At 43.0% G+C, this 25,779-nt stretch carries 32 protein-coding genes; 11 read left to right on the top strand and 21 right to left on the bottom strand.

What is annotated here, in order from left to right; all coding sequences use genetic code 11:
• Positions 1–268: 268 nt before the first annotated feature.
• From DK846_RS13215 to DK846_RS13250, 10 genes are all read right to left on the bottom strand, one after another.
• On the bottom strand, positions 269–616 hold the full coding sequence (locus DK846_RS13215) for an ArsR/SmtB family transcription factor (protein WP_109969436.1): 348 nt from the start codon (positions 614–616) through the stop codon (positions 269–271).
• A gap of 315 nt (positions 617–931) precedes the next feature.
• Positions 932–1,882: a permease gene (locus DK846_RS13220; RefSeq protein WP_109969536.1), complete on the bottom strand. Its 951-nt coding sequence runs from the start codon at positions 1,880–1,882 to the stop codon at positions 932–934.
• 169 nt (positions 1,883–2,051) lie between these two features.
• The gene (locus DK846_RS13225; protein WP_181391781.1) at positions 2,052–2,432 is read right to left on the bottom strand and encodes a putative zinc-binding protein; all 381 of its coding nucleotides are present in this window, start codon (positions 2,430–2,432) and stop codon (positions 2,052–2,054) included.
• Positions 2,433–2,677: 245 nt separating this feature from the next.
• Positions 2,678–2,815: a hypothetical protein gene (locus DK846_RS17745; RefSeq protein WP_181391782.1), complete on the bottom strand. Its 138-nt coding sequence runs from the start codon at positions 2,813–2,815 to the stop codon at positions 2,678–2,680.
• Positions 2,816–3,043: 228 nt separating this feature from the next.
• Positions 3,044–3,184 carry a hypothetical protein gene (locus DK846_RS17750; RefSeq protein WP_181391783.1) on the bottom strand — a complete coding sequence of 47 codons (141 nt, stop codon included), beginning with the start codon at positions 3,182–3,184 and terminating at the stop codon, positions 3,044–3,046.
• Between the two features lie 46 nt (positions 3,185–3,230).
• Positions 3,231–3,587 (bottom strand): putative zinc-binding protein, encoded by a 357-nt coding sequence (locus DK846_RS13230; RefSeq protein WP_109969438.1) that lies wholly within the window; start codon positions 3,585–3,587, stop codon positions 3,231–3,233.
• Positions 3,588–3,599: 12 nt separating this feature from the next.
• Entirely contained in the window at positions 3,600–4,052 is a 453-nt protein-coding gene (locus DK846_RS13235) for a putative zinc-binding protein (RefSeq protein ID WP_109969439.1), read from the bottom strand.
• Positions 4,052–4,288, bottom strand: a complete 237-nt coding sequence (locus DK846_RS13240; RefSeq protein WP_109969440.1) for a thioredoxin family protein — start codon at positions 4,286–4,288, stop codon at positions 4,052–4,054. The genes DK846_RS13235 and DK846_RS13240 overlap by 1 nt, the downstream gene beginning before the upstream one ends.
• 69 nt (positions 4,289–4,357) lie before the next feature.
• Entirely contained in the window at positions 4,358–5,332 is a 975-nt protein-coding gene (locus DK846_RS13245; RefSeq protein ID WP_109969441.1) for a permease, read from the bottom strand.
• A 29-nt stretch (positions 5,333–5,361) separates the two neighbouring features.
• Positions 5,362–5,616, bottom strand: coding sequence for a hypothetical protein (locus DK846_RS13250; protein WP_109969442.1), 255 nt, complete (start codon positions 5,614–5,616; stop codon positions 5,362–5,364).
• A 1,139-nt stretch (positions 5,617–6,755) separates the two neighbouring features.
• Between DK846_RS13250 and DK846_RS13255 the strand changes: the two genes are divergently transcribed.
• The 5 genes from DK846_RS13255 to DK846_RS13275 all read left to right on the top strand — a co-directional run bounded on the left by DK846_RS13255 (position 6,756) and on the right by DK846_RS13275 (position 9,641).
• Positions 6,756–6,935, top strand: coding sequence for a DUF2703 domain-containing protein (locus DK846_RS13255; RefSeq protein WP_109969443.1), 180 nt, complete (start codon positions 6,756–6,758; stop codon positions 6,933–6,935).
• Positions 6,936–7,328: 393 nt separating this feature from the next.
• Positions 7,329–7,664, top strand: a complete 336-nt coding sequence (locus tag DK846_RS13260; RefSeq protein WP_109969444.1) for an ArsR/SmtB family transcription factor — start codon at positions 7,329–7,331, stop codon at positions 7,662–7,664.
• Between the two features lie 230 nt (positions 7,665–7,894).
• On the top strand, positions 7,895–8,368 hold the full coding sequence (locus DK846_RS13265) for a nitrophenyl compound nitroreductase subunit ArsF family protein (protein ID WP_109969445.1): 474 nt from the start codon (positions 7,895–7,897) through the stop codon (positions 8,366–8,368).
• A 65-nt stretch (positions 8,369–8,433) separates the two neighbouring features.
• A complete protein-coding gene (locus tag DK846_RS13270; RefSeq protein ID WP_146201228.1) occupies positions 8,434–8,916 on the top strand; it encodes a nitrophenyl compound nitroreductase subunit ArsF family protein in 483 nt (160 codons plus the stop codon).
• A complete protein-coding gene (locus DK846_RS13275; RefSeq protein ID WP_245926554.1) occupies positions 8,913–9,641 on the top strand; it encodes an aromatic aminobenezylarsenical efflux permease ArsG family transporter in 729 nt (242 codons plus the stop codon). The genes DK846_RS13270 and DK846_RS13275 overlap by 4 nt, the downstream gene beginning before the upstream one ends.
• Positions 9,642–9,720: 79 nt before the next feature.
• Here DK846_RS13275 and DK846_RS13280 read toward each other — a convergent pair whose 3' ends face one another.
• From DK846_RS13280 to DK846_RS13295, 4 genes are all read right to left on the bottom strand, one after another.
• Positions 9,721–10,131 carry an arsenate reductase ArsC gene (locus tag DK846_RS13280; RefSeq protein WP_109969447.1) on the bottom strand — a complete coding sequence of 137 codons (411 nt, stop codon included), beginning with the start codon at positions 10,129–10,131 and terminating at the stop codon, positions 9,721–9,723.
• Between the two features lie 11 nt (positions 10,132–10,142).
• Entirely contained in the window at positions 10,143–10,517 is a 375-nt protein-coding gene (locus tag DK846_RS13285; protein ID WP_109969448.1) for an ArsR/SmtB family transcription factor, read from the bottom strand.
• 79 nt (positions 10,518–10,596) lie between these two features.
• Complete coding sequence (gene arsB, locus DK846_RS13290) at positions 10,597–11,664, bottom strand: ACR3 family arsenite efflux transporter (protein ID WP_146201229.1); 1,068 nt, start codon at positions 11,662–11,664, stop codon at positions 10,597–10,599.
• A 170-nt stretch (positions 11,665–11,834) separates the two neighbouring features.
• On the bottom strand, positions 11,835–12,248 hold the full coding sequence (locus DK846_RS13295) for a hypothetical protein (RefSeq protein ID WP_109969450.1): 414 nt from the start codon (positions 12,246–12,248) through the stop codon (positions 11,835–11,837).
• A gap of 144 nt (positions 12,249–12,392) precedes the next feature.
• Here DK846_RS13295 and DK846_RS13300 point away from each other — a divergent pair, with 144 nt between their 5' ends.
• On the top strand, positions 12,393–13,085 hold the full coding sequence (locus DK846_RS13300; protein WP_109969451.1) for a DUF166 family protein: 693 nt from the start codon (positions 12,393–12,395) through the stop codon (positions 13,083–13,085).
• Between the two features lie 7 nt (positions 13,086–13,092).
• Here the strand turns inward: DK846_RS13300 and DK846_RS18365 are convergent, their stop codons facing one another.
• From DK846_RS18365 to DK846_RS17910, 4 genes are all read right to left on the bottom strand, one after another.
• On the bottom strand, positions 13,093–13,188 hold the full coding sequence (locus DK846_RS18365; protein ID WP_109969538.1) for a histone-like protein: 96 nt from the start codon (positions 13,186–13,188) through the stop codon (positions 13,093–13,095).
• 213 nt (positions 13,189–13,401) lie between these two features.
• Positions 13,402–13,647 (bottom strand): hypothetical protein, encoded by a 246-nt coding sequence (locus tag DK846_RS13310; protein ID WP_109969452.1) that lies wholly within the window; start codon positions 13,645–13,647, stop codon positions 13,402–13,404.
• Positions 13,644–13,895 (bottom strand): hypothetical protein, encoded by a 252-nt coding sequence (locus tag DK846_RS13315; protein ID WP_109969453.1) that lies wholly within the window; start codon positions 13,893–13,895, stop codon positions 13,644–13,646. The genes DK846_RS13310 and DK846_RS13315 overlap by 4 nt, the downstream gene beginning before the upstream one ends.
• Positions 13,896–14,455: 560 nt before the next feature.
• Complete coding sequence (locus tag DK846_RS17910; protein ID WP_219970717.1) at positions 14,456–17,812, bottom strand: S8 family serine peptidase; 3,357 nt, start codon at positions 17,810–17,812, stop codon at positions 14,456–14,458.
• Positions 17,813–18,216: 404 nt separating this feature from the next.
• Here DK846_RS17910 and DK846_RS17755 point away from each other — a divergent pair, with 404 nt between their 5' ends.
• Positions 18,217–18,360 carry a hypothetical protein gene (locus DK846_RS17755; RefSeq protein WP_181391784.1) on the top strand — a complete coding sequence of 48 codons (144 nt, stop codon included), beginning with the start codon at positions 18,217–18,219 and terminating at the stop codon, positions 18,358–18,360.
• A gap of 144 nt (positions 18,361–18,504) precedes the next feature.
• Positions 18,505–19,302, top strand: coding sequence for an EFR1 family ferrodoxin (locus tag DK846_RS13330; RefSeq protein WP_109969454.1), 798 nt, complete (start codon positions 18,505–18,507; stop codon positions 19,300–19,302).
• 186 nt (positions 19,303–19,488) lie between these two features.
• On the opposite strand, the gene DK846_RS13335 is transcribed toward DK846_RS13330, so the two are convergent.
• From DK846_RS13335 to DK846_RS13345, 3 genes are read right to left on the bottom strand one after another with little or no spacing between them, the layout of a single operon-like run.
• The gene (locus DK846_RS13335; RefSeq protein ID WP_109969455.1) at positions 19,489–19,902 is read right to left on the bottom strand and encodes a Rieske (2Fe-2S) protein; all 414 of its coding nucleotides are present in this window, start codon (positions 19,900–19,902) and stop codon (positions 19,489–19,491) included.
• 31 nt (positions 19,903–19,933) lie between these two features.
• Positions 19,934–20,635: a CDGSH iron-sulfur domain-containing protein gene (locus tag DK846_RS13340; protein WP_109969456.1), complete on the bottom strand. Its 702-nt coding sequence runs from the start codon at positions 20,633–20,635 to the stop codon at positions 19,934–19,936.
• Positions 20,636–20,681: 46 nt separating this feature from the next.
• On the bottom strand, positions 20,682–21,119 hold the full coding sequence (locus DK846_RS13345; protein ID WP_109969457.1) for an ester cyclase: 438 nt from the start codon (positions 21,117–21,119) through the stop codon (positions 20,682–20,684).
• A gap of 98 nt (positions 21,120–21,217) precedes the next feature.
• Here DK846_RS13345 and DK846_RS13350 point away from each other — a divergent pair, with 98 nt between their 5' ends.
• The 3 genes from DK846_RS13350 (at position 21,218) to DK846_RS13360 (ending at position 25,554) form a co-directional block, all read left to right on the top strand.
• On the top strand, positions 21,218–21,997 hold the full coding sequence (locus DK846_RS13350) for a TrmB family transcriptional regulator (protein WP_245926555.1): 780 nt from the start codon (positions 21,218–21,220) through the stop codon (positions 21,995–21,997).
• A 211-nt stretch (positions 21,998–22,208) separates the two neighbouring features.
• A complete protein-coding gene (locus DK846_RS13355) occupies positions 22,209–25,034 on the top strand; it encodes a methyl-accepting chemotaxis protein (protein WP_109969459.1) in 2,826 nt (941 codons plus the stop codon).
• A gap of 4 nt (positions 25,035–25,038) precedes the next feature.
• On the top strand, positions 25,039–25,554 hold the full coding sequence (locus DK846_RS13360; protein ID WP_245926556.1) for a chemotaxis protein CheW: 516 nt from the start codon (positions 25,039–25,041) through the stop codon (positions 25,552–25,554).
• Positions 25,555–25,779 lie beyond the last annotated feature (225 nt).

Raw genomic sequence — 25,779 nt, forward strand, 5'->3', positions numbered from 1 at the left:
CATATAGATGAATGTACCTTAAATTGTTAATCTTGACTATTTTCTTCCAAAGGGTTCAGAAAGATTTCATTTCTGTGGAAAAAGGTGTGGCTATGATCCCTGACAATCAGGAGATGAACATCCACACTCTTTCTGTCGATTCATCCAGTGAATGTATAGGAAATACTCACTCGTTCTATCGGTGACATCGTGATTTCAGGAAGCGGTGATATTATTCATTATATCTGACCCTGGAAAAAAACAAGTAAAATGGGATAATATTCACCCCTTATTCATGTCCCGGAGTGAGCATTTGCTCTCCGAGATCCGTGATCCGATAAATGATCCATGTTCCCTGTTGATCTCCTTCAATGAGATTACCTTTTTTCAACACGGTAAGGTGATACGAAAGTTTTGAATCTGCGATTTTTATGCATTCTTTGATGACGCAGACACAGAGTGGTTGGATTGCAAGAAGATAGAGGATTTTTAACCGAATAGGATCTGACAGTGCGTGATGGATACTGCTCATCTGTGAGATATACGTCAGAGAAGGAAGACGTTCACATAGTTCATCCACTCCTATAGCAGAATCCAGAATGCCCTGAACCCGTTCGGGTATATCAATTGATTTCATGAATGTATCATGTCGATAGTTTTGGGTTTGTATTCATGAGTATTTTCAAAAATTCAGTTAAATATGAAATGCATTCCTATTAATAAACTACGGTACAGGTATTTTCAAAAAATATCTCGTTGATATAATCTCCATTTCTTTTGAATATTTTTTTAAAGATAAATCTGAATGAATTCTTACATCCCGAATAAGTGGTCGTTCTTCCGGAAAAAAAGGAGAGCAGGTTTGTGTGGGTGGATATGCAATCTGCATGGGGATGACTGATTCATGAGAAAAATTCAGATTTTTCTCAAATTTGTGAACATCCTGATCTATTTATCCTAATATCATATTGAAAATAATCCCGGTCATCGTGATAGCAACAAAGAGTATCCCGGCGAAAATCACAAGCAGCCGAATCTTCAGAACCTTCCTGAGAATTATCATCTCTGGCACTGAAAGGCCTATCACAGCCATCATAAATGCGAGAGCTGTACCCATTGCAACACCTTTTTCAGTCAGAACCTGTAAAATCGGAATCATGCCTACTGCATTCATATAAAGCGGAATTCCGATAAGTACGGCCAGGGGAACAGCAAAAGGATTATCTGGGCCTGCATATTGGGACAATAACTCCATTGGAGCATATCCATGGATTATACCTCCAACTCCAATACCAAGGAGAATGTAGGGAAGTACCCGGAGCGTGATATTTTTCGATTCATTTTTTGCAAAGATTATCCGGTCTTTCCAACTCAGTACTTTTTCACTCATTACCGGAAGATTTGATGCATATACAAAATCCTCAATTTCACTTTCAAGATGAAGTCTACCAATGATTATCCCGGCTGTCACAGCAATAATAAACCCGGTTATGATGTAAAGTGCTGCTATCTGCCAACCGAACATGGTATACAGCATGGTCGCAGCGATCTCGTTGATCATAGGTGATGCAATCAGGAAAGAGAAGGTTACTCCAAGAGGTACTCCTGATTCAATAAACCCAATAAACATGGGTACTGCAGAACATGAACAGAAGGGAGTAGGAATTCCTAACAGTGCGGCAATTACATTCCCAACCCCCTCGTGACGACCTCCCAGCCATTTTCGGATCTTTTGCGGCGTGATAAATGATCTGATGATTGCGATAAAGAATACTACCAACATCATCATAATCGTGACGTAGATAGAATCAAAAATAAAAAAATGAACCGATGAACCGGCTGGTGAATCTGGTGAGAGATTGAGAAGTGTGTACGTCACCCAGTCTGCAAATTTTTCGATCATGATGACCATCCAATATCCAGGTGTAATTGATCAATCATGTCGCGTTCGAAAGATTGTTCAGAACAAATCAAATTTTTTCCAGAAGAGGATAATGGAATAAGAGGGTTATTCGGGAAAAAAAGAGAGATCATAATACTGACCCCTTTGTAAAAAACATTCATGGTTCTCCTCATTTTTGTTTTACGGCATTGATCACGGTTATGAGATCTGACTCATTAAATTCTGGCCCTGAAGTTTTTGTTATCCCTAACTCAGTAATCAGCACATATCGGTCAATGGGGATCTTTTTGGCATCTAAGATTTTTTTGCCGCATTGTATCGGACAACCGTCGATGACTATTCGTTCATCTGCCCCTTTGGCCATAGTGATGAGTGCTTCAACATCACCACCAATACCCGCAAGACAAGAGCCCGTCCCAAATCCTTCCTTGTTGAGCTGACAGGCCGCAGCATTAGAGAGCTGGCCAACATTAGACGCAATTCCAGAACAGGAATATATGATGCGAGGGACTCCTTTTGCACCACAACTGCAAGTAGTTTTTTCATTCATTTCTAATTCTTCCTTTTTCAACTTTTGTCGAAATAACATAGTATGCGAAATCGGATAAACTTTGCTGTTTCAACTTATTTTGTATCATGAAGAATCACGAACATTTTACAATAATATTTACTCAAGCAGACGGATTTCAGGTAAGGGATTCATCACAATGATAATCTCGGCTTTTCGAAAATCATTTCTAACGAGTAACAAAAGAACAAGTGCGGAGGTTCAATAATCACTTCGGGATCTAATATTTAGCGGTGATCCATTCCAAATCGTTTGCCCAACGTTATCTTCAGATCATTCATGAAATCTGCTTTATCCCTGAGTTTATACCAAAGACCAATCTGATTCTCAGCCTGAAACCCGGTATCATTGGTATACCCAATCATCAGTGACGACGAAGTCACTCCGTAACGGGATACTAGGTCTGCATTCTCCGGTACTTCAGCATTGATGTGTGCAATATATCAGCTTCCCGTCTGCCAGTTCACGGGCAAATGAGGCGTTTATCGTCACTTCAGCAAGTTCCCCAAGGACCTGACAGGAGTAACACTGCTAGGTAGGATGAAAATGATAGACCTCGATTACTGATGGCGAAACTGATGCACGAACCGATATTACAAATTCAACGGAGGACTGATTATCCAGGATGAACCTTTTATTGCACCCACACCCTCCCAAAGGATCAATAGCCCGGTAATGAGTGCCAGAACAAGAAGGGGAATCAGCAGTCCGTTGTATGGTTTTTTATCAGCCATACAAATAAAAAAAGGACCATATCAAAGTTTACTCTGGTGAGCAGAATCACCGGAGCTGTTCCCGGACAACTGTGGTCAGAAGTTCGATCTCATCGAACCGGGGCTCTTCCATCCCATTTTTTATAATTCCACACTCAGTTGCAATGAAAAGAATCTCTGGTTCATATCCCTGCTCCCGCACCTTCTTGCTCCCACAGCAATCACTGCATCCGTCAAGAACCACAATCTTCTCAGCATGAGAAAGAGCATCACAGAGCCGGTCCGGATCCACCCGGCAGGAGATACAATGTTCAATCATACCCGGACACTTTCGCATCAAATGCTCTCCCGTCTTCGTGGTGAGTTTACCCGTATTTGATATCCCTGAGCAGGTGATCAGGGTTATCCCGTCATCATCATGCATAAAAAAATGAGCTTAACAGCACTTTCCACCACAACCGCCAGAACCGTCGGAGGGTTTCTTTCCTTTCCCTGACTCCTGGAGTTTTCCTTCACCTTTCCAGGCAGCTGAGGCAATCGCCTCGACCTGGTCAGGGGTGAATGACCGGTCACCACTCTTTTTTTCAACACCGAGATCGGTGATCACCAGGTGCTGGTGAACCGGGACTCCTCCTGCCTCGGCGATCTTCTTTGCACAATGCATCCCGCACCCGTCGATCGCAACAACCTCATCGACCTCTTTGGCACGTTTTGCAAGGGCTTCAGATGATGCAAGCAGAGCAGTGCAGGCATATCCCCCGTACGATTCTTCATCAAGCTGGATAGCAGCGGCGTTTGAGATCTGACCGGTGTTCGCCTGACCACAACAGGGGAAAATGATCCGTGATTTATCACCGCCACCACAGGAACAGGGTGCCTGCTCTGCCATTATGCCCCCTTGAGGATCTCGATGATCTCATTCACGGTTGGAACCCGGCCAGCCACAACCTCTTCTCCGTCTTTAAACAGGGAAGGGGTCATCAGAATTCCACGACTGACGATCTCACTCAGATCTTCAACTTTGATGACCTCTGCCTGAATTCCTGCTTTCTTCACGGCTTCATTCACGTTATCATACATCCTTTTGCATTTTGTGCATCCGGAACCTAATATTTCGAGTTTCATAATTTCACTATTATTTGAAATATACTGTCTCTATGAGATATTCATTTTTCGCAAAAATCTTCATTTCCTCTACCCCATCACCCAGTTGAAGAGATACCCGGTAAGGATTATTCCCGAGCCAACCACTCCGATAAATATGGCAAGAAGCCGGGGTTTGAGAACCTTTCTGAGTAGGATCATCTCAGGGATCGAGAGAGCGGTCACTGACATCATGAATGCAAGGGCCGTTCCCATCGCAACCCCGGCACGGGTCAGTTCTGACACCAGCGGAATGACTCCGGCTGCATTACTGTACAGGGGTATTCCGATGATAACCGCTACAACAACCGCGAACGGGTTATCCTTCCCGGCATACGCAGCCAGAGCTCCGGCTGGAATCCATCCATGCATCAGGGCACCAATCCCGATACCTATCACAACATACAGCCAGATCCGTTTTATGATATCCAGTGTTTCAACCCAGGATTCCTGGAACCGTTCTGTGTACGTTGGTTCATACATCGCTATCCGGGTTGGTTTGACTTTGACCTGATAGACATACTCTTCAACAAACCGCTCAAGTTTCAATCTGCCAATGACCAGACCGGCAACGATGGCTATCACTTCACCGGAAATGATATAGACTGCAGCGATCTGCCAGCCGAAGAGACCATAGAGCATTACCAGAGCGACTTCGTTCACCATAGGGGCTGCTATCAGATACGTGAACGTGACCCCAAGTGGGATGCCGGCCTCGACAAAACCGATAAAGAGTGGTACTGCAGAACAGGAACAGAACGGTGTAATAATTCCGAGCAAGGCAGCCAGGATATGCCCGATGAATGTTGATCCCTTCCGTTCTGCAAGCCATGCTTTTGTCTTTTCAGGTGAGAAAAACGATCTGAGAAAGGTTACGAAAAACACAATCACAAGCAACAGGATGAAGATCTTCACCGTGTCGTAGAGAAAGAAGTTAAGTGAACTTCCTGCCGGACTGTCCGGGCTGAGACCGAGTAGTGAGTAGACGATCCAGTCAGCAGCGGTTTGTACTATCTCAAATACCATTTTTACTTCCGGATTTTGATTTCAATGATTTAAGGGAATTGTTTTTTATAAACAGCAAGGATTGCTCTCATGTACGCTTCATCAGCTGCTTTTGGGACATAGTTGTACACTTTCACTCTCTTCAGCAGATTCTCTCTAATCTGCTGGTCAGACGGGAGGTTCATCTCCTTTACTTCAGCAATGATCTCGTCAAGCATGGTGATACCGGTGGGGACTCCGTTGACTGGGACCATTTTAATCTGCCGGAGTGCATCAGCCTGACAACACGGAATATCCTTGTTCATCTCATCAACCTCAATATTTTGAAAAACCTATGTTTAGATACATCTGGCGTCTGTTTCATGTTCACCAGGTACCTCCGATTCAAATATCAGACATCAAATTCCACATCCTATTCTTTCCAAGAATCCTGATTGTCCGGATTTTTTTGTTGCCTGCCCGATCCACAACAGCAAGGACAAAAGCCAGGTCCATTTCTGATGAATCTGCGCATAATCAACATCATTCCAAAAAATAACAAGAGGCACACAATGGCCATTCCCGCAAAGAAGAAGAATGGCATTCCGAAAAACGGTATCATGAAAGGCATTCAATTTTCATCTCGTTATGGTTTGATACGAACAGGGGCCACACATTTCAACATTAATTGAATTATATTCAGTACTATTTAAAAATACGTATCTGAAATCAGATAAAAGGGTATAATAATCATTTTTTAATTTCAGAAAATTCTGAATTTTAACAGAAGGATTATCATTCGTCTTTCTCATTACAGCATCAGAACTGTTGTTTCATTCGCATGATCTTCATCCCACGCAACATCATTCGAATTATTATATACCGAAAATTCATTCAAAATTTCAGTTATTAATGTTTAGGTGAAGCAATCATTTAAGAATTTTTTTAACCTATTTTATTTTTGATATATGAGGGCATTTTATGATTTATTCTTCTTCGGTGAGAATCTTGTGTATGAGGTGCAATACATCTTTTGAAAATGTGCCAGTCGATACAAGCATCAGACAGCAACTCTTTTTCCGTTACCGAGAGAAATCAACGCCATCTTACCTCTATCATTGATATTTACTTGTTTTCTCATCTCTTTTGGAATCACAATCTTCCCCCTCGTATCAGTTGATAGAATCGCTCAACACCGTAAGAATAAGCCCCTATCTAAAAAAAAATGTTGAACCTGTTGAATTTGATACCGTTTTCATTTCTCCACCTCTCACGATTCAAACTTATATGAAACAAGTACAGATAAATGCCTCCTATGTTTACGGAAAATTAAAATTATTAGAATCATGTCTGGTAATCAACGTCACACTGTTCCTGATCGTCAGAAGAACCAATAGTGCCAATTCGGAGAAAATTGAACACTTCAGCGAGAACGAACAAGTAGTTAAGACCAGATGAAAACTCCATGAACAAGGAATTTGGTATTGAACGGATACATGTCGGTGTAGATGTTTTTCATACCTCTGTCCGGTGCTCTAATACCAGGACTACCCTAGCATCAGTGATCCAGGAGATCACCCCAGCACTTACCAAACAGGGAATTCGGATCAGGTATTCGGAAACGGTGCTCCCATCCGATCAGTAACCGGAGTGAAACAAAGTCCTGATCAATGGCAAACCGCTTGAAGAGTACATACCCAATGCACAGTTGTCCAGACCTTCTGGGTGTCCAGTGTACGTATTATTGAAGAGGTATCAGCAGAATGCTGAACTATTCAAATCCATGATGAGTTCTATGAATTGATCCCTGCTGATCTCATCCGCCGAGTATTGGTTACTGCTGCAGACGGGATTGAAGGAGAGAAAAAATCGCTCATAAAATGCTGCGAATAAGTGGTTTTATACGCATACCCCAGTGAAAGATCGGGGCCAGGGTTAATAATGATTTCAATTGTTATTGAATCAAATGAAACGATGTCAACGATAAACCGGAGTATTTCATACTATGAAGAACAAAAGAATAATCGGATTGTAACATATGGGATTGCCTGAACCAATTGAGGAAAATTTAGATCAGATCGGTGGAGTAGAGGGTCTTAAACAATATCTTCCACCAGACGATGAACTACTCAGAAAAAAGAGCGTTTTCACCGCTTTATCTGATGTATACCGCCTTCAAATTCTTTACCTCCTCAACATTCAACCTCTCTGTGTCTGTGTGATTAAGGAGGTTATCGATATTGCTGACTCCAAACTATCGTATCACCTTAAAACTCTCACCACCGTAGGATTAATAGAAAAAGAACAGGATGGCATCTTTCTCATCTATTCTATCACCCAAATGGGAAAACGGTGTATTCAGATCTGGGTATAATTTATCGATTCTTTTTTTCATGATTGCGTTATGAGAGGGGCGATACCTCTCGTTTGGTACATAATCCCTGAAATTTTCAAATTTTTACGGCAACTTTATTATCAATTCAAAATAAATTGAATGATGGGGCAGTCAGATATGAGCGTGTTCGGTGTCATACCAATTCCAGAATATATTCCATCATCTCGTACTGACAACAAACCCATTCTTCTTTTCTTTCAGGTGTATTCATGAAACAGCAATCATCAACGAAATGTAACGAAAGGAGTACAGTGATATTCCTGCTCCTGTGTATCGCCTGCTTTGGATTCTTCATTTCAGGAGCCGCTGCAGCAGAAGCAAACAATACCTCTTCAAGCGTTAAACAGGTTGAAGTGTATCACTTTCATCCAACGAACGGATGTATTACGTGCACAACCATCGGGAACTATGCTGAAGAGTTGATAAAAAAATCATATCCAGCAGAACTTGAAAACAAGAAGATCGTCTTTGATCATATCAATTATCAAGACCCCAAGAACGCAGACCTCGTTAAGAAATTCGGAGTAACCGGTTCCTCATTGATGATCGGAGTAACTGATGCAACCGGTTTCCACAAAGAAGAGAACCTTAAGGTCTGGTATATTGTTGGGGACAAAGGGAAATTCGATACCTACCTGAAAGACCTCCTAGACAAGAGACTCTCCGGTTCATTAGAGGCATAATATCCCCCGGGTTTATTTGCTTGGTTTATATGACTGATAGAACATCAGGGATTTTCACTGAATACATGATACAGAATCATGTGCAAACAACACATGCACGACGTTCCCTTTTTTTCCTGATCGTTGCAGTATTCGTGGGGTTGATCTTGGTTACCGGATGCACAACACCGGCAGGTCAGTCAAAGACTGCCGGTTTCTCGTCACCGGTTGAGAAAGTTGAGGTGTACCATTTCCATCCTACCAACGGGTGTCGGAGCTGCACAACCGTAGGTGATTATGCAGAAGAAACGGTGAAAGAGTATTTCCCAAACGAACTCAGGAACGGGAAACTCATCTTTGATCACATCAATTTCCAGGATGAGAAGAATGCCGATCTTGTGCAGCAGTATGGAGTAACGGGTTCCTCACTGATGATCGGGGTGTACAACAAGACCTCCTTTACCAGAGAGAATAATCGTAAGGTCTGGTATATGACCGGGAACAAGACCCAGTACATGAATTACCTAAAAGGTGTTATCGATCAACGGCTTGCAGGAGACCTCTCGTGACTGACCTGATGAGTTTCATGGAAGCGATGGGGACGAGTGACATCCCCCTCGTTGCTGCGTTCTTCATCGGCCTGATGATGGCGATAAGTCCCTGCCCGATGGCGACAAACGTCACGGCAATTGCATATGTCTCCCGCAAGATAGGGGACAGCCGGTATACAATCCTGGTAGGACTGTTCTACAACCTTGGCCGGGTGTTTGTGTATGTTACCATTGCTGCCCTCATCGTCCTGTGCGGGCTTAATGTCCAGGCAATTGCCCTGTTCCTACAGGAATATGGTGATCTCCTCCTCGGTCCGATCCTTCTTATCTGTGGTATCCTGATGCTTGAGATCATACCACTCTCCTTTGGGTTTGAACATGCCGGCCTGCAGGATCTCAAGGAACGGATGAGCCAAAAGTTGTCAGATCAGGGGTTGCTCGGGAGTTTTCTCCTCGGGATCCTCTTTGCCTTGAGTTTCTGTCCGTTCAGTGCGGTCCTCTTCTTCGGGATGCTTGTGCCACTGGCTTTGAGTACTCAGGATCCGATCGGAGTTCCTCTGGCATTTGGGTTTGCAACCGGCCTGCCGGTGATCCTCTTCTCAGTGCTTCTGGTCACCGGGGTGAAGCGATGTAGTAATTTTTTGGGAAAGGTGCAGGCTGCCGAGGTCTGGTTCAGAAGAATCGTAGCGGTGATATTCATTCTGATAGGTCTGTATTTCACCGCGTTGCTGTTTATGGGATAATCATTCCAAAAACCCCAACGGTGCCCTGTTGGGGGCCCCAGGCAGAACGGATGAAAAGGACTTATCATCCAAAAAAAGATTATTTTTTGAGATTTAAATCAATCCAGGTGATTATCTCATCCCTTACCTGTCTGAAGATCTTCATCTGCTCTTCTTCGCTCCCTGTTGCAGATGACGGGTCCGGAAAACTGACATGGACCATCTGCTTTGCTCCCGGGAACATAGGACAGGCAGCATTGGCACTATCACAGACAGTCACTACGAGATCGATATCCAGGTCAAAGAACTCGATAAGTACCTTTGATCGGTGATGACTGATATCAATTCCAATCTCTTCCATCGCCCGGATAGCAAGGGGATGAACCCGTGTTACTTCCGTTCCAGCACTGAATCCTTCGTATCGATCGCTGTACTTCGCATTGAGATACCCTTCGGCCATCTGGGAGCGGGCAGAATTGTGGGTGCAGATAAAGAGGACTTTTTGTTTCATAGGAGTACCAATTATTTCTGTTTCGTATTCTTCTTCCACTGTTGATGAAGGAACGTGATGATCGTCCGGTCTGCATCTTCCCTGAACCTGTAGATCTTGTGATTTGACCGGTAATAGGTCTCGATAAGCCCAGCATCTTTGAGGATCTTCAGGTGGTTGGAGATGAGAGTGGATGATTCTTTGAAGATCCAGATGAATTCGCAGACACACTGGTCACGATTACTGAGCATCAGGAGAATCTTCAGCCTGATGGGTGACTGATAACCTTGAGTATCTGCTCCATTTTTGTGCGGTTTCATCCTATGTGCTGATTTCACCTGGTTCAGTTCCTCCTCCCAGTCTTCCCGGATGGCACAGTCGGCAGGACAACACCGGGTACTCACCATACTTTTACGCCTAAATAAGAAACCAGGTTATTCCTGGGAGTTGACATGCGTAATCATTTCCTTGTATTTTAGATAAAATTCAGGAAAGGGAACATTCTCCTCCTGACTCATTCCCGTACCATTTTCCTTTTAGATAGAGAGCGACATTGACCAGGCTTATAAGAACAGGAACTTCCACCAGTGGGCCGATGACGGTGGCAAAAGCGACCGGTGATGCGATCCCAAATACGGCGATCGCAACGGCAATAGCAAGTTCAAAGTTGTTTGAGGCGGCCGTGAACGAGAGGGTAGCAGATTTCTGGTAATCCACCCCTGCTTTCCAACTCATCCAGAAGGTTGCCATGAACATGATCAGGAAATAGCAGATCAGGGGGATGGCAACCCTGATGACATCGAACGGTACGGTAATGATGTATTCTCCTTTCAGGGAGAACATGACAATGATAGTAAAGAGCAGAGCAATCAGGGTGATTGGAGAAATTCTTGGGATGAAGACTGTCTCATACCATGATTTTCCTTTCATTTTAATGAGGATAATCCGGCTGAACAGTCCGGCAAGAAATGGAATACCGAGATAGATGAAAACACTGATGGCGATCTCTATCATTGTGATCGATACAGATGTGCCTGTGATCCCAAAGATCGGGGGAAGCACGGTGATGAAAACCCATGCATACAGGGAGAAGAACAGGACCTGAAAGATTGAGTTTAATCCTACGATGGCAGCACAATATTCGCAGTCTCCTCCGGCAAGGTCATTCCAGACGATAACCATTGCGATACACCGGGCAAGACCAACCAGGATAAGGCCATACATGAGGAGTGGCTGATCCGAGAGGAAGAGCAAAGCAAGAAGAAACATGAGGATCGGCCCGATGATCCAGTTCTGTACAAGAGAAAGCCCCAGAACTTTTGTATCCTTAAATATCAGGTGCAGTTCCTCATACTTAACTTTGGCGAGCGGAGGATACATCATGAGTATCAGGCCGATTGCGATGGGGATCGACGTCGTCCCAACCGAGAGGCTGGTAATGAAGGCTGGAGCTGCCGGTGCGAAGTACCCAATCGCAATTCCGATAATCATTGCGAGGAAGATCCAAATCGTCAGGTACGTATCTAGGAAGGATAACCGTTTGATAGTGGACATAATGATTCAACCGTGTGAGTCACAATAGTGAACTAACTCAGTATTATTTGAAATAATGTATATACTTATGGTAAAGGATACAGACAAACGATAATGAAACGATATTTTATCTTTAAAATTGGAATAGTATGAGATTTTGAAGTTTGTTGAGATCTCTACAATTAATTATCTTACCTCTTCACCGCAGTGGCATTGATATGAAATCCTTTGTTTTTTTCAGGAACGACTTCTCCGGTTATTCGTACGATATCGAGGTATTTTGGAGGCTCTCCGGTGTATCGGATTGTAATAGAGTTTTTGGCATTCTTTTCAGTACAGAGAGTACACCCGACCCGGTCAGCAACGGCAAATGCCTTTTTTTCAGGAGAGGTCTTTGAAACCACTGCTTTCAGTGATATTGTCTTTCCATAATACTGAGGGGGATTGGTGAGTATTGATTGCACATCAGGTACCTCGATAATATCAGAGAAATTAGTAGAACTCGACCGATTTCCCGGGATTTGTGTCTGGTTTGATCCGGACGCAATCCCAGAGAGGATGAGGAGTATCAGGGAGAAGGTGAGTATATGCCAGATATGAGTCATGATATGTGGTATGAAAGATTTCCATTCTATCTATAAATATTAAGGGATTTCAGGACTGTGAGGCCATTTCACCAAAGGATGAGGTGATGTAGGTACAGATATCAATATTTATTAAAATGGACTCTCCATGTACACCCAGTTATCGTGAAGATCGGGATCGTGAGTGACGGGCAGTATGGGGAACGGGCGTATGAGCAGATACGCAGGCGATTTTCCACCGAATGGATCCTGCTTCCGTTTTCCTCATTGCTGGTTGTTGATGATATCGATCTCACAATCCCTCCCTGTGATCTATATATCTCCTATCTTCGACATCCCGATATTGCGATAGAACTGATCAAGACCGGTGTCCCGGTCCTGCTCGGGGTGAACTTAGGTCCTGGATTCATCGCCCAAGCAAAGGAGTATAACCCTGCTGTAATCGGACCTGAAACGATGTGTTCTCTTTTGCCAAACACGGAGTTCTGGCAGATCAACGAGTATGCAAAGGTGTTTGGCAGGCCGGTATTTCATGTCCTTCTGGAGGGAGAGCAGATTGTCTGGTGCCAGCCGATCCGCCGGTCGCCATGTGGATCAACAGATGTTGCAGCACGTGAACTGAACAAGCAGATGTTTGATCAGGAGACGATGAACCGGTTTGCCCTTTCCATCTGTCATACCTGCCGGGCTCCCAGGTTTGGGAAGACTTGTGACAAGGAGAAGGCCGGGATTATTCATCTGGAAGAACTCGTCTCTTCGTTGAAAGGGATAAATCCGGGACTATGGGAGAAGAGTACCCAGGCTTTGAAGAAGGTAACATGTACAATAGTTTCTGCCTGCGATGATGAGGCCAAATAAGCTAATTTTAAAAAGATATCTCAATATCATCAGCCGTAAGGGTTTTTCTTCCAGAATGGGTTGCCAGCTTATTGGCTTTTTTTGCCAGTTTTCCGATGTACAGTACGACTCATTAGTTATGTTTATCCGGTTGGGTATGTAAGGGTGATTGAATCACCCATCCATCAAAAACGCCGCGAGTGTTGCCGAGATTCAACACTCATACAAAGAATAACGGGAGTGACCCCGTCGTTCTTCTCAACCTCCCCAGAAAGGCCGGAGTATCCCCCCGGCACAATACTATCTGATCTCACAACGTAGTATGCCAATGACGAGATCAGAACCGTATCAATTTCAGAAGCCCGGATAACTGGCTGATGTGATCCATCGAGGTTGCTGCAAGAGCCAGAGGATCTACAGTTATCGAACCGTCCTTCTGTTCTTCTACAGATTCCACCACCAGGGCAGCGAATTCAATAGAAGAAGAAGCCAGTTTCATGTACTGTTGGTACAAAAAGACAAGTCCCAGTATGTTAACGATGGTTACACCACCAAGAACACCACTTAACATTTCCCGGATCATATTCTTCCCCCGTACCTGAAATGATCCTGAACCGACATGTTACCTGGCACAAACCCTCTGATTATCATCGCCCGGTTTCTGGTTCCCTGAAACCCAAAGGCAAGCAGTCCTGAACCATTCACCCGGGTTTCTCCAGAGAGGCCCGAACCGATAACCCGTGAAGAATCATACTCCCCCTTCCTCAGGATCCCGGATACGTACACTGATGCATCACCAAGAGAACGCTCCACACCTGCGTCAAGAAACATGCATCGATCCCTGAGTTCAGATCCTTTCACAACGGCTGGTATGGGCTTGACACCTTAATTTTTTCTAATACTTCATGATGCATAAACAATACATTTATAGAATATAGGAATCTGTTTCCATTCTTTTTGATATTTTATATCGATCAAATACCACTACCAAACAGTATAGGGACGATACCAATAGACAACAAGTAACTATTAAGATCATTGAGATTAGCAAATTAAGAACAGAATAATACACATATTTGAGGTGCAGACCACCTCGTCATAAAAACACACCCAGAAACGTCTTCCAAATTCCACGATATCAAATTCCTGCCTGTGCGGAAAGACAGGGATTTTCAAACCAATAAACCTCTATTATCTACATTGGATTTGGTTTTCATTATTATATCCCAACAGGAGATATTAGGAAATTATATTGCTATTGAACAGATTGAGGAGAGTAATTTGGATATCAAAACCAGGAAAGATCACACTCACATTCTATCTACTGGCAATTTGATAAACAATGATGATCGGTATTACAGATACAATAAAAGCGATCTGTTTCAAATAATCTATTCAATAACAGTAATCACTTTTGATTTAACTAAATTACCACTGGAAATTTCATTCTTTACGAGGAATGTCACATCATATGATCCTTGTTTGGCGTATTGATGAGTAGTATTCTGAGAGGTGGATGTAACACCATCTCCAAAATCCCAGTACCATGATGTTGGATTACCTGTACTCATATCAGTGAACTGAACAGATAGCGGCATACGTCCCTGAATTGGGTATACTACAAAATTGGGTTCAATGTTACCAGGAATCGGTGTGGGTGTTGGTGATGGAATAACACCATTCGTAACAGTGACATATTTGCTCCATTCGCCAACTCCACCACTCTGATTACTACATGCTCTCAGTGTTACTGAATAAACACCAGGCGCAGTATATGTATGTGAAGAATTTTGCGCTGTACTGGATGATCCATCACCAAATTGCCAGTACCATGACGTTGGTGATCCAAGTGAACTATCATTGAATTGAACAGTATGAGGTGCTGCCCCATAGGTTGGAGATCCAGTGAAGAATACCATTACCTGTCCGGGTATTGGATTTCCTACCGATTCGATCGTTTGATTACCACCAAGATCAGTAAAAGTCCAGTTTGGCACTGCTCCGACAGATGCGTTGTTCACCAGAACGTCTGTCAGAATGGAACCTGGTCTTGCCTGAGTATAATATGAAGCATTTGTTCCGGAAGGATACATTCTGACGCCTGATGGAAATGTTTTTGTCCACCGGTCAGAGGTTGCATTAACCATCACGTCAGAATACATTATATCGAAGGGGAAGGGAAAGCTGGACATATCGGTGGTCGTATTTATAAGTTTAATCTCATATGATCCGGTTGGTATTCCATGGAGGTCAAGAGTGGCACTGATGTTGCCTGACTGATCATCATACCAGGGAGAATAGTTGACAACTATCGGATCATACGAGTAAAGAGGTTCCAGACAGACATTCATCGAAGGGCTGAGAAATGACCCGTTTATCTCGATGTGAGCAAAGGTATTATTCAAAGCTGAAGAAGGAGTTATTGACTCAATAACGGTCTGAGTTGAGTATGCATCGAGAATTGTAAATATGTCTTTCTGTGAGCACTGCTGATCATCAGGATTGGTGAGTATCACGGTATAATTACCAGGAGTAAAACCCCATATCCCAAAAGATGTGCTGACAAAACTTGAGTTTGAAAAAAGTACCTGAGTATAATTTGGTACGATATATCCATAAGGAGTGAGAAGCGCAACACGAATACCATCAACAAAGTTGGATCCAATAATTGCTAACTCGGCAGCATGAGAGTTATATGAAAAATTTGGTTCAATCCTGGATAATTGAGGTGCTGGAGCAGTCGCTAGCACCGTGAAGGCATTAGAGATAGAACAATATGAACCGCTTTGGTTTACAGTAACATTCCAGAGATCGGTGGAATGAATATATGGAATATTAAATACCCCGGTTAGATTATTGCCTTGTAGCGTACCGACTGCAGAAATATCTGCCATCCCATTCCTGCTCAAATTGACGGTATTTACATAATCAAAATTCGAACCTGTGAGGGTGAAGGGAACATGCGTGCCTGCCTGACCTAATGCCGGAATAATACCTGTGATAACAGGCGAAGATATGGTACTTTCAGAAACAGTAAACCCATTTGGTAATTCGAAGGTCTGGCCATATGGATTTGTAACAGAAATATTCCATGTTCCTACAGAAGCACCGGTAATTGGGAATAAACAGGAGATTGAATGAGGAGATATGACGGCTACATTGATTGCCGTGATATTTTTTCCCCCTTGCCTGGTGAGATTGACAATTGATCGATCAAAGAGGTTATTGCCTGAAATATTCGTTATAGCAACCGTGTGGTTGTTATACCCATGATTTGGGTACACTGAATTGATCTCTGGAGGAGAATTCCAGTATAACGCGTGAGCTGCATTCACTCTCCCATTGGTCACCGTGGGATAGAGGTTGCCATCTCCAATAGGATCAGTAGTTGATAAGATCCGGTCTACAAGTTCTTTGTTTGTCAGATATGGATTCCAACTCAGGAGAAGTCCCGCTACACCCGCAACGTGTGGAGTTGCCATAGATGTCCCTGATAGCCATGAATATGGTTCATAACCCCATGAGGTACTATATATGTCACCACCCGGGGCCATGAGGTCGACAGAGGTTTTCCCATAATTGGAGAACCATGATTTATAATTATTGGAATCTATCGATCCAACAGATATAATGTTGGGATTTTGATAGTCTGCAGGATATACTGGACGCTTGTCATTATCTGACCCCTCATTCATTGCCGCACATACCATGAGAAAATGGGTACTATTTATTATATCAGACCATGCCTGTGAATATGGGGCCCCCCCATATGAGTTTGACGTAATCCGGGCGCCCATCATGTCTGCGTACAGATATGCTGCAATCAGGGAGGATGTATAATGCCCTTCGACAGTCACATTGTACGTATTGAGCGGCATTATAGAGGTGTGCCAGTTCACCCCGCAGACTCCTAATCCATTATCTCCAACTGCTCCGATGGTTCCTGCACAATGGGTTCCATGCAGATCTGTCGCCATGGGATCCGGACGCAGGGGATCAAAACTGTATCCATGATAATCATCAACATATCCGTTTCCATCATCATCGATGCCATTGTCCGGAATCTCGTGACTGTTGACCCACATATTCCCTGCCAGGTCCGGATGTGTATAGTCAACCCCACTGTCTATAACTGCAATGATGATATCCTTTGATCCTGTTATGTCACGCCAGGCTTCCGGTGCATTGATATCGACCCCGGGAGTCCCACCATTTTGACCGGTGTTATGCATTCCCCAGAGATCATTAAAATACGTATCATTTGGAATGTTGGCCAGGTAATTTTCTTGATCTGATGCTGAAAGGGCAGAGGAATTATTCTCATCATCTGGCATACGTATTAGATAATCCGGTTCTGCATATTCAATGTACGGGCTTTTTGAATACATCTCCATCGCTTTTGATACATTGTTACTCCCTATTCTGACGAGTTCAAGACCGGGAAGACCAAGGGGAGTATAATCAGTCATCACAGAGGCATCAGCCTGTGCATTAAGACTAGCCGAAGCAGAGACGAACTCCTGAGATGTTACCAAATCTGTGTTATATTTTACCAGAAGACGATCCGGAGCATACTCATAAGTCCCACTTCCCGTTTCATGAAATATGACTGAATGGTTCGATGAGGTTGTATCGATAAAAGAGGGGGTTTTTTGTTGAACGTCTGTATTGGCAGACATAAGTGGAATTATTGCTGATATCAGAAGGATGATCAATACTATTCGTAGATAAGAGATCCACACGCCCATGAAACAATATATTCAGAAACTTGATATAAAAACAGATGGTACCTGCAAACGTACCTTATCAATATATGCGATGCAGGATTTCTACGAATTGGTGACCACCTCCGCGTAGGGCAAAAAACCGGTTTTATGGGGCTTTGATGGGGCTGTACAGATGTATGAAAAAACAGTATCCTGTACTTTTGGCTGCTTTTTTATATTCAATGCCGTTGTTATCCAGAATTAATACTTCCTGACTCTGCCTTTTCTTGATACTCACCCATATACACCGACCCAAAGCCATTGATACCATTTTGATACATACTGCCAAAGTCTCTCAATTGTTACTCCCTGCTCATAAGGCCGGCGGGCACGTTCTCATGTAGGCGTCTCGTGCTTTCACCTGATGGGCGAAGTCTCCGAAAAGGATGGATAGTATACCCGAGGAAGTCAAACCCCTGAATGGTCTGTCCAATACATCGTTTCTTCTTATGTACCTGCATGTTCAGCTCATTGAGAATGTGGTAGATGAGGCAAATTGCACGATGGAGTTGACACTGGATATTAGTTAATCTAACAAAGTCGTCAATATGTTTGCGTAAAGAAAAATTATATCACAAGATATAGACTGACATCATCAAAGGCCTCCTCTTGTCGGAGTAATGACCATAAACGGTATCACAATTCTAGACAATGAAATAACTACGAGAACCAAAATGTCCACTGTAATTTATTACTTTACTGGCACCGGAAACTCACTATCTGTTGCTAAGAAAATCGCAGCGACACTAGGGGAGACTGAGTTGGTGCCTGTTGCATCATTTTATGATACAACTGGGGACATTACCCCAGGAGTAGAGCGTATAGGGATTGTTTTCCCAGTATACTTCATAGGTCTGCCAGCGATGGTGGCATCATTTGTATCCCGTCTCCGCTTCAGGAATGAAAAATATATCTTTGCTGTCTGCACATTCGGGGGAACCGGGGCTGCCCCCGCCCTTCAGCAGCTCAACGGAATTCTCCAGCAGAATACGTCCCATGGGCTTGATGCGGGTTTCATGGTAAAGATGCCAGGCAACTACATCCTGATGTACGAGTCCCCGAAAGGAGAGAAACGTGCAAAAATACTTGCAACGGCGGATAATGAAATCGCCCGGATTGCCGAGGCTGCCCTGCAATGCCGGAAAGCAAAGCTCCCCTATTCGTTCTTCGGAGAGATCCTTCACATCCTGTTCTATCACCGGTTCCTCAGCCGTGTCCATGGAGAGGACCAGAAGTTCACTGTATCAGAAAAATGCACTTCCTGTGGGACCTGCGCCGCAGTCTGCCCGGCAAATAATATCAAAATCGTCCAGAAAAAACCGGTCTTTCAGCACCGCTGCGAACTCTGCTGCGGCTGCATCCACAACTGTCCGGTTCAGGCTATTCAGGTCGGGATAAAAACAGAGGGATGGCAGCGGTATCGAAACCCGGATGTAACAGTATCTGAACTGAAACTCAGGGAGTTGTCATGAAGACCAGGTAATGGTATGGTACGTTAACTGAAGATGATGATACATGTAAGATCTGATTAGTGGAAAGGCGCTACTAAAAAAAACAACCGGTAAATCTCGTCTCACGACAATTAACTTTCAGATAAATTTAACCCCAAATTTTGGTGGATAAGAAAACTAAAAAGTATGACTCTCAATTCAACGCTCTTACACGTTCACCAGGATGTCGTTACCGTCTATTTTTACTTCATAGGCCGGTACATCATAGGTTTTGATAGAACTCTGTGCCTCGGCTATCCCTTCAAACATGGCACTCATCTCAGTTCTCACGTGTTCAGGACATCCGCTGAACTTTTTGGCGATACCGGCTAACTCAAGAACAGGTCCTGATACTTTTTTTCCAGTTTTCACATCAAATTTTGAAGAGTGCATGGGGCAGACGACAAGTGTCCCTTCCAGTTTACCCCTGGCAAGACTGGCGTTCTCATGGCCACACCGATCTCCAATAGCATAGAATGTGCCACCGACATTTGCGATGCACAGTTCTTTATCGTTGATCTCAACATGTTTCATTGTTCCGGGAGGTATCTCCCCGGTTTTAGCAACTTTAATAAGACTCATTTCTCTTCCTCTAAAAATTGTAGATTTTTTTCTAATGCTGAATATGACTACCATCGCAGAATGGTTTATTCATAGATTTCCCGCATCGGCAGAGCGTGACCCGATTTCGGAACGTGTAGGGTTTCCCATCTGATGATACAACCGGGATACCCCCTCTCACCCAAAGTGGCCCGTGCTCCCCACGTGCCGGGTACTCGATGATGACAATAGACTTTTCGAGATCAGGCTCGATTGCCTTACCCGTTTTTTTATCTTTCAGGACAAGGCGCCCAGAAGGGCAGTTGCAGGCCTCCTCAATTGCGGTATCCCTTGCCACTGGATCATCAGAATTCTCCGTGAGACCCCAAATCCCGCCTGCCCGCATACAAAACCGTGCATGGACACAAAGATTCTCATAATCGAGGAGATCCAGTTCCGGACCTTTAATAACCAGGGGGTATTTCAGGTACGGCTCACTCCCTGCCTTCTCTGTCCCGTTAAAGTTTATTTTAGAATGGGTCCCATCGCAGAATGGCTTATTCTGCGAATGTCCACATCGGCAGAGTGCGTAAGTCTCCTGCACTGGATAATTCTTAGTAACCTTCCAGTTTCGGCAATATCCTTCATCATCATTACAAATCTCTTGCTGGATTAGGGGAACTCCTCCACTTATGATGTAGGGTCCATTCTTTGTTACTGTAACCCTCATTTCTTTATCTGCTGGCGTCTCTTCTTGCTGGGATTGATCTTTCATACTATCTTCACCCTTAATCCAACTCCAATCCACGTTCCCGGGCGTCTTACATCAGGCCAATCTGCTGCATCAGGGAGATCTTATCATAGAAGAGTTTTTCTTCAATAATCTCCCCGTCCTTCCAGTGAGCGACCGTGCAGAACTCGACCTTGAAAGATTTCCCGTTCGGTGGAATCTCTTTCCCATCAGGCGTTGTCATCGGGCCCTTGAATGTACCGGTAAATTCTGCCACCGAACACGTCCAGTCTCCCTGACCAAAGAAGACCTTGTAGGGTCGGTTCCCAACTCTGTTGTCAGGGAAAATCTTGAAAAATGCAATCGCCTCTTCTCTGTGGGAAGGCCTTCCATGAGTCGGTTTTTCCTGTCCTGGCCAGAATACATCTACATGGGATGCATGCCTTTTGTCAAACGTTTCCCAGTCCTGGTTATTCCAGGCATCATCCAGTGTCTGCATCAAATGCATGTTCTCTTCAACAGTTGACATATTTTATCACCTCTTTATTCGATCGTGAATTATCATATCTAGGCAATAACAGTTATGTAACTTACATGAGGGTATATGTCACATTACTCCTTATGACGATGGATACCAAAACAATACGGCTTCTTCAAAGACTTGGTCTTACAGCATACGAAGCAAAAGCATATGCAGTTCTGGCACAGGCGGGAACCCTGTCGCCCTTTGATCTTGCTGAAGAATCCGGAATCCCACGGACAAAAATATATGATACTATACGTCGTCTGGAGCGGGAAGACCTTGTTCTCGTGGAAAAAGGAAGACCTTCTAAAATTTCTGCAATCTGTCCAACTGAAGCAATCAGGGGGCGGAAAGCCATTCTTGATGCAGAGATTGATCAGATGACAAACGAGTTCAAGATGAATTTTGACAAACGCAAAGAACAGGATATCCCCCGGTCAAGCATCATTCATGGACTAGACAATATTGTAGTCAGGACTGCCGATATGATGCGGAGGGCTAAAGCCAGCCTCTATCTTTTTGGAACGCTCTATTATCCGGAAGAAGTAGAGCCTATCAGGCAGCAGATTGAAGTAGTCAAAAAACGGGGTGTTATTATACGGATATCGACAAATAACCCAGTTCTCGTAAAAAAGAAGATCGTTGATGTGTCCGAATCCTTTTCCAAAGTGATAAACGATATCCAGGTAGCACCAGAGCCTTTCATCCGAACACTGACTATTGATAACAAGGAGATGCTGATGATGTTTCCTCTGCCTGAATCAGACCAAGAATATCGCGAGAATGTTATAGCCCTCTGGATTGAGAACGAAACAGTAACGAAAGCCATTAATAACGTTTTCAATATTACATGGGGAAACCGGAACTGGGTAAGTCAAAGCTAGATTATATCAGGTTAAGGTTTTTAAGACACGATAGTTTACATTTCATAAAACCTTGGACCAATGGGCATGTCGAATGTTTAGGATTCGATTTTAGTATATAAACATGCCCTAGTAGGCGCCAGCACTCCTTGTCATTATTAATTCCAAGAGTTAACACTACTAAAATTAACGATTATTCGATTACAGGTTCAGTAAATGTAAAGGGGTTTTTATGTCAAATACTAATTCAGCAATTATCGGTTCAGAAGACACTACATCGCTTAAGAAGATTATTGATTCAATTCCTGATGCCACACTCATTATTGGCAAAAACGGATTATTTATTGACTGTAACAAAGCAACCCTCAAAATATTTGGTGCTAGTAATCGCGATGAAATAATTGGAAAACCTCCCGGATTGCTTGCGCCCCAAAATCAAAGAAATGGAAATAGTTCAGATTATGAAAGTAGAAAGTACATACAAAAAGCACATGAGTCAGGATCTATAGCCTTTTTTTTTGACCACAACACCCTGGATGGAAGAATTTTTCAGGCGAGGGTAACCTTATCAGAAATTGAGTACGAAGGTGAAACATGCCTCCTGACAACAATTGCTGATATAACGGGCCAGGTCAGGATGGAAGAAAACCATACTCTGATTCATGAAAATCCTTACGCCCTTGTTGAAATGGATGCTACATTACTGGTATCAGAGGTTAACCAGGCTTTTCTTGAAATGTCAGGGTACAGAAGAGAAGAATGGATAGGACGATCCTTTAAAGATTTTAAGATCATTGAGCGTAATGGCCAGACAGTCAACGAAGCAGTCCAAAACAAGAAGAAGGCTACAGGAAAACTTGTCATTGATTTTCCAAATGGTATCAAAACACTTGAATATTCCCATATTCCTATACAAGATGATTCAGGTCACATCTACAAAATATTTGCCATTTTTTCAGACCTTACCGATCTTGTTGAAAAGATCCACGAGTCAGAATCACTCATTTCAGAAAATCCAGCATCAATTATCACAATGGATCCTACAGGCAGGATTACGGCAACAAATCCCGCCTTTCTAGAATTATCCCGGGTATCCAAAGAGAAACTGCTTGCAATGAGGATGCAGGATTTTAACATCCTGGAGCGGGAAGGTCAATCATTTCAGAATATTACTGCATCGAAAAAAGCCGCTAAAGGGAGGCTTGTTGTCGATTTTGGATGGGCCGTTAAAATTCTTGATTTCACCTATATTCCAATTGTTGATGCAAATGGCAAGGTATCATCTCTGGTTGCTATGTACCTGGATGTCACAGATCAGGTATCCTATATCGATGAGATAAAAACATTTATCAAGGAAAATCCCCATGCGATTATCACGGTAAAACCCGATTTATCAATTACTGATGTAAATCCCGCATTTTCGCGAATGATGGGATATAGTTATGAACAAAGTCTAACATTAAAACTTTCTGACATTAAAGTTCTTGAACGTGAAGGTAAAACATTACGTGATTCACTGGTATCCAAAAAACCAGTAGAAGGGAAACTTGTAGTTGACGTGCCAGCAGGAATCAGGCATGTGGAATGTGTATACATTCCAATTATGGATAAAAAAGGAGAAGTTCAGAAGTTTATCGAAATATTTACCGATCTGACTGCAATTAAATCGATGGTACAATATTTGAGTAAATCAGTTGCCAATATTCAGGATAATATCAGTTCTTTAGCCCAGGGAGATACTAATTTCACCTGCACTGTCCTTGATGCAGATGAACATTCTGTCTCTGCAAGAGAAGAATTTGTAAAAATAAGCCAGGCAGTTGAGACAGCACGAAATGCGATAACCCGATTAGTACATGATTCAAATACCATCGCTAAATCTGCCATCGCTGGAGATTTAAAATATAGATCTGACCCCACCATCCATAAGGGAGATTATCGTGCAGTTATTGAAGGGATGAATCAGACTCTGGATTCCATTTCAACTCCGATTCAGGAATCTATGAAAATTGCAGATTCATATGCAAAATACAACTTCACTGCACGGTTTGATCCATCACTCAGCGTAAAAGGTGACTGGACACAATTTGTTGTTGCTCTGAACAATATTGGAGTCCAGGTGTCTGAAGCGATGTCATTGATATCGAAAAATGTTACCGAACTCGTCACAAGCACTGAAGAGGTTAATGCAAGTATTGAAGAAGTTCTTGCAGGATCTCAACAGATAGCATCAAATACAAGTAAAGTTAGTCAGAATGCAGAACAGGGCAATGAGGGAATCGCACAGGTCCTCAAAGCAATGGAGGATCTCAACGTTACAGTAGGAGCTGTCTCACAAAAAGCTGAATCTGTCTCCATTGCCTCTAACGCAGCTAATGATCTTGCTAAAAAAGGAGTAGAACAGGCAAAACAATCAGAAAAGGCCATGGGAGATATTAAACTATCGACGAATGAGGTAGACACCATTGTTACCGGTATCAACTCCCAGATGGATGAAATCGGAAAGATTGTCCGGTTAATATCTGACATTGCAAATCAGACTAATTTACTTGCTCTCAATGCTGCTATAGAAGCTGCCAGGGCTGGAGAAGCGGGGAGAGGATTTGCAGTGGTAGCTGCTGAAGTCAAATCCCTTGCCCAGGATTCACGAAAATCTGCAGAAAATATAGAATATATGATAGCAGCCCTGCAGACAAAAGCTAAACAGGCAACCGAAGCGATGGGAAAATCTACTCATGCTGTGTATGATGGAAGCTCATCACTTGAACAGACTCTTATATCATTTAATCAGATCGCTCAAACAATTGAAGATATAAACCGTAACACCGTAGAGGTTGCATCTGCTTCAGAAGAGCAGGCTGCATCTGTTGAAGAGGTCACGGCCAGTATACAGGAAGTATCGTACCTGGTACAAAATACATCACACGAAGCAGGAGATACTGCTGCAGCAACTGAAGAAACGAGTGCATCTATTGATGAAATCGGGCGCATCATGAATGGTGTAGTTACAATTGCTGATAGTATTGCTGGCGAAATGACTAAGTTTAAGGTAGCCTGATTTCATGGCTGAAATCCAGTATGTTTCTCCGCATAATACCAGGATGGGCAGCCTTCAAAATGAAGAAGAACTCCAGATCGTAGAGTTTCTTCTTGGAAAAAATAAATTTGCTCTCAACCTGTTTGATGTAAAAGAGATTGTTGAATATACCCGGATTACACCCATTCCCGGTAGTGGAAAGTATATCAAAGGTATTATCGATCTACGAGGGGAGATTACAACAATAATTGATCTCAAAGCAAAATTAGAGATAATATCTTCAAAAGATCACCAGGATCAATCCAGAATCATTGTAATAGATAGTTCTGTGACAAAGAGTAAAACAGGTATTCTTGTTGATGATGTTACAACTGTTCTATCGATTACCGAATCAGAGATAGAAAAAAAGGTGTGCGATGAAAATGGATCATCCTTCATTCTAGGGGTTATCAGACATAAACAAGGGGATAAAGAATCTGATCATGTTGAACTGGTAATATGGCTGGATATTCCAGGACTTCTGAAAGAGATGGGCCAGTAATGGAATGTATGCCTATATAAAATTGGAACTTTTTCAAAAATGGGATCTGTTGTTCACCCATAAATATAATTATCAGTACTTGGATTCATCTCAGATCAGAAAAATGAATGTAGTCTGTAAAACCACATTATTCGTTTTGAAGTTTTATCTATTAATTTTGAATATTAATAAAATATTTATATCACAATTCAAAAGAGGGGCCATTTTAAAATGCATACATTTCTA

The organism is Methanospirillum lacunae, assembly GCF_003173355.1.
In the GTDB taxonomy this organism is placed as follows: Archaea; Halobacteriota; Methanomicrobia; order Methanomicrobiales; family Methanospirillaceae; genus Methanospirillum; species Methanospirillum lacunae.

Coding starts and splice junctions, on each gene's coding strand:
- DK846_RS13215 (WP_109969436.1), bottom strand. CDS start 616: ATGAAATCAATTGATATACCCGAACGGGTTCAGGGCATTCTGGATTCT.
- DK846_RS13220 (WP_109969536.1), bottom strand. CDS start 1,882: ATGATCGAAAAATTTGCAGACTGGGTGACGTACACACTTCTCAATCTC.
- DK846_RS13225 (WP_181391781.1), bottom strand. CDS start 2,432: ATGAATGAAAAAACTACTTGCAGTTGTGGTGCAAAAGGAGTCCCTCGC.
- DK846_RS17745 (WP_181391782.1), bottom strand. CDS start 2,815: ATGATTGGGTATACCAATGATACCGGGTTTCAGGCTGAGAATCAGATT.
- DK846_RS17750 (WP_181391783.1), bottom strand. CDS start 3,184: ATGGCTGATAAAAAACCATACAACGGACTGCTGATTCCCCTTCTTGTT.
- DK846_RS13230 (WP_109969438.1), bottom strand. CDS start 3,587: ATGCATGATGATGACGGGATAACCCTGATCACCTGCTCAGGGATATCA.
- DK846_RS13235 (WP_109969439.1), bottom strand. CDS start 4,052: ATGGCAGAGCAGGCACCCTGTTCCTGTGGTGGCGGTGATAAATCACGG.
- DK846_RS13240 (WP_109969440.1), bottom strand. CDS start 4,288: ATGAAACTCGAAATATTAGGTTCCGGATGCACAAAATGCAAAAGGATG.
- DK846_RS13245 (WP_109969441.1), bottom strand. CDS start 5,332: ATGGTATTTGAGATAGTACAAACCGCTGCTGACTGGATCGTCTACTCA.
- DK846_RS13250 (WP_109969442.1), bottom strand. CDS start 5,616: ATGAACAAGGATATTCCGTGTTGTCAGGCTGATGCACTCCGGCAGATT.
- DK846_RS13255 (WP_109969443.1), top strand. CDS start 6,756: ATGAACAAGGAATTTGGTATTGAACGGATACATGTCGGTGTAGATGTT.
- DK846_RS13260 (WP_109969444.1), top strand. CDS start 7,329: ATGGGATTGCCTGAACCAATTGAGGAAAATTTAGATCAGATCGGTGGA.
- DK846_RS13265 (WP_109969445.1), top strand. CDS start 7,895: ATGAAACAGCAATCATCAACGAAATGTAACGAAAGGAGTACAGTGATA.
- DK846_RS13270 (WP_146201228.1), top strand. CDS start 8,434: ATGATACAGAATCATGTGCAAACAACACATGCACGACGTTCCCTTTTT.
- DK846_RS13280 (WP_109969447.1), bottom strand. CDS start 10,131: ATGAAACAAAAAGTCCTCTTTATCTGCACCCACAATTCTGCCCGCTCC.
- DK846_RS13285 (WP_109969448.1), bottom strand. CDS start 10,517: ATGGTGAGTACCCGGTGTTGTCCTGCCGACTGTGCCATCCGGGAAGAC.
- arsB (WP_146201229.1), bottom strand. CDS start 11,664: ATGTCCACTATCAAACGGTTATCCTTCCTAGATACGTACCTGACGATT.
- DK846_RS13295 (WP_109969450.1), bottom strand. CDS start 12,248: ATGACTCATATCTGGCATATACTCACCTTCTCCCTGATACTCCTCATC.
- DK846_RS13310 (WP_109969452.1), bottom strand. CDS start 13,647: ATGATCCGGGAAATGTTAAGTGGTGTTCTTGGTGGTGTAACCATCGTT.
- DK846_RS13315 (WP_109969453.1), bottom strand. CDS start 13,895: ATGTTTCTTGACGCAGGTGTGGAGCGTTCTCTTGGTGATGCATCAGTG.
- DK846_RS17910 (WP_219970717.1), bottom strand. CDS start 17,812: ATGGGCGTGTGGATCTCTTATCTACGAATAGTATTGATCATCCTTCTG.
- DK846_RS17755 (WP_181391784.1), top strand. CDS start 18,217: ATGGATAGTATACCCGAGGAAGTCAAACCCCTGAATGGTCTGTCCAAT.
- DK846_RS13330 (WP_109969454.1), top strand. CDS start 18,505: ATGTCCACTGTAATTTATTACTTTACTGGCACCGGAAACTCACTATCT.
- DK846_RS13335 (WP_109969455.1), bottom strand. CDS start 19,902: ATGAGTCTTATTAAAGTTGCTAAAACCGGGGAGATACCTCCCGGAACA.
- DK846_RS13340 (WP_109969456.1), bottom strand. CDS start 20,635: ATGAAAGATCAATCCCAGCAAGAAGAGACGCCAGCAGATAAAGAAATG.
- DK846_RS13345 (WP_109969457.1), bottom strand. CDS start 21,119: ATGTCAACTGTTGAAGAGAACATGCATTTGATGCAGACACTGGATGAT.
- DK846_RS13350 (WP_245926555.1), top strand. CDS start 21,218: ATGGATACCAAAACAATACGGCTTCTTCAAAGACTTGGTCTTACAGCA.
- DK846_RS13355 (WP_109969459.1), top strand. CDS start 22,209: ATGTCAAATACTAATTCAGCAATTATCGGTTCAGAAGACACTACATCG.
- DK846_RS13360 (WP_245926556.1), top strand. CDS start 25,039: ATGGCTGAAATCCAGTATGTTTCTCCGCATAATACCAGGATGGGCAGC.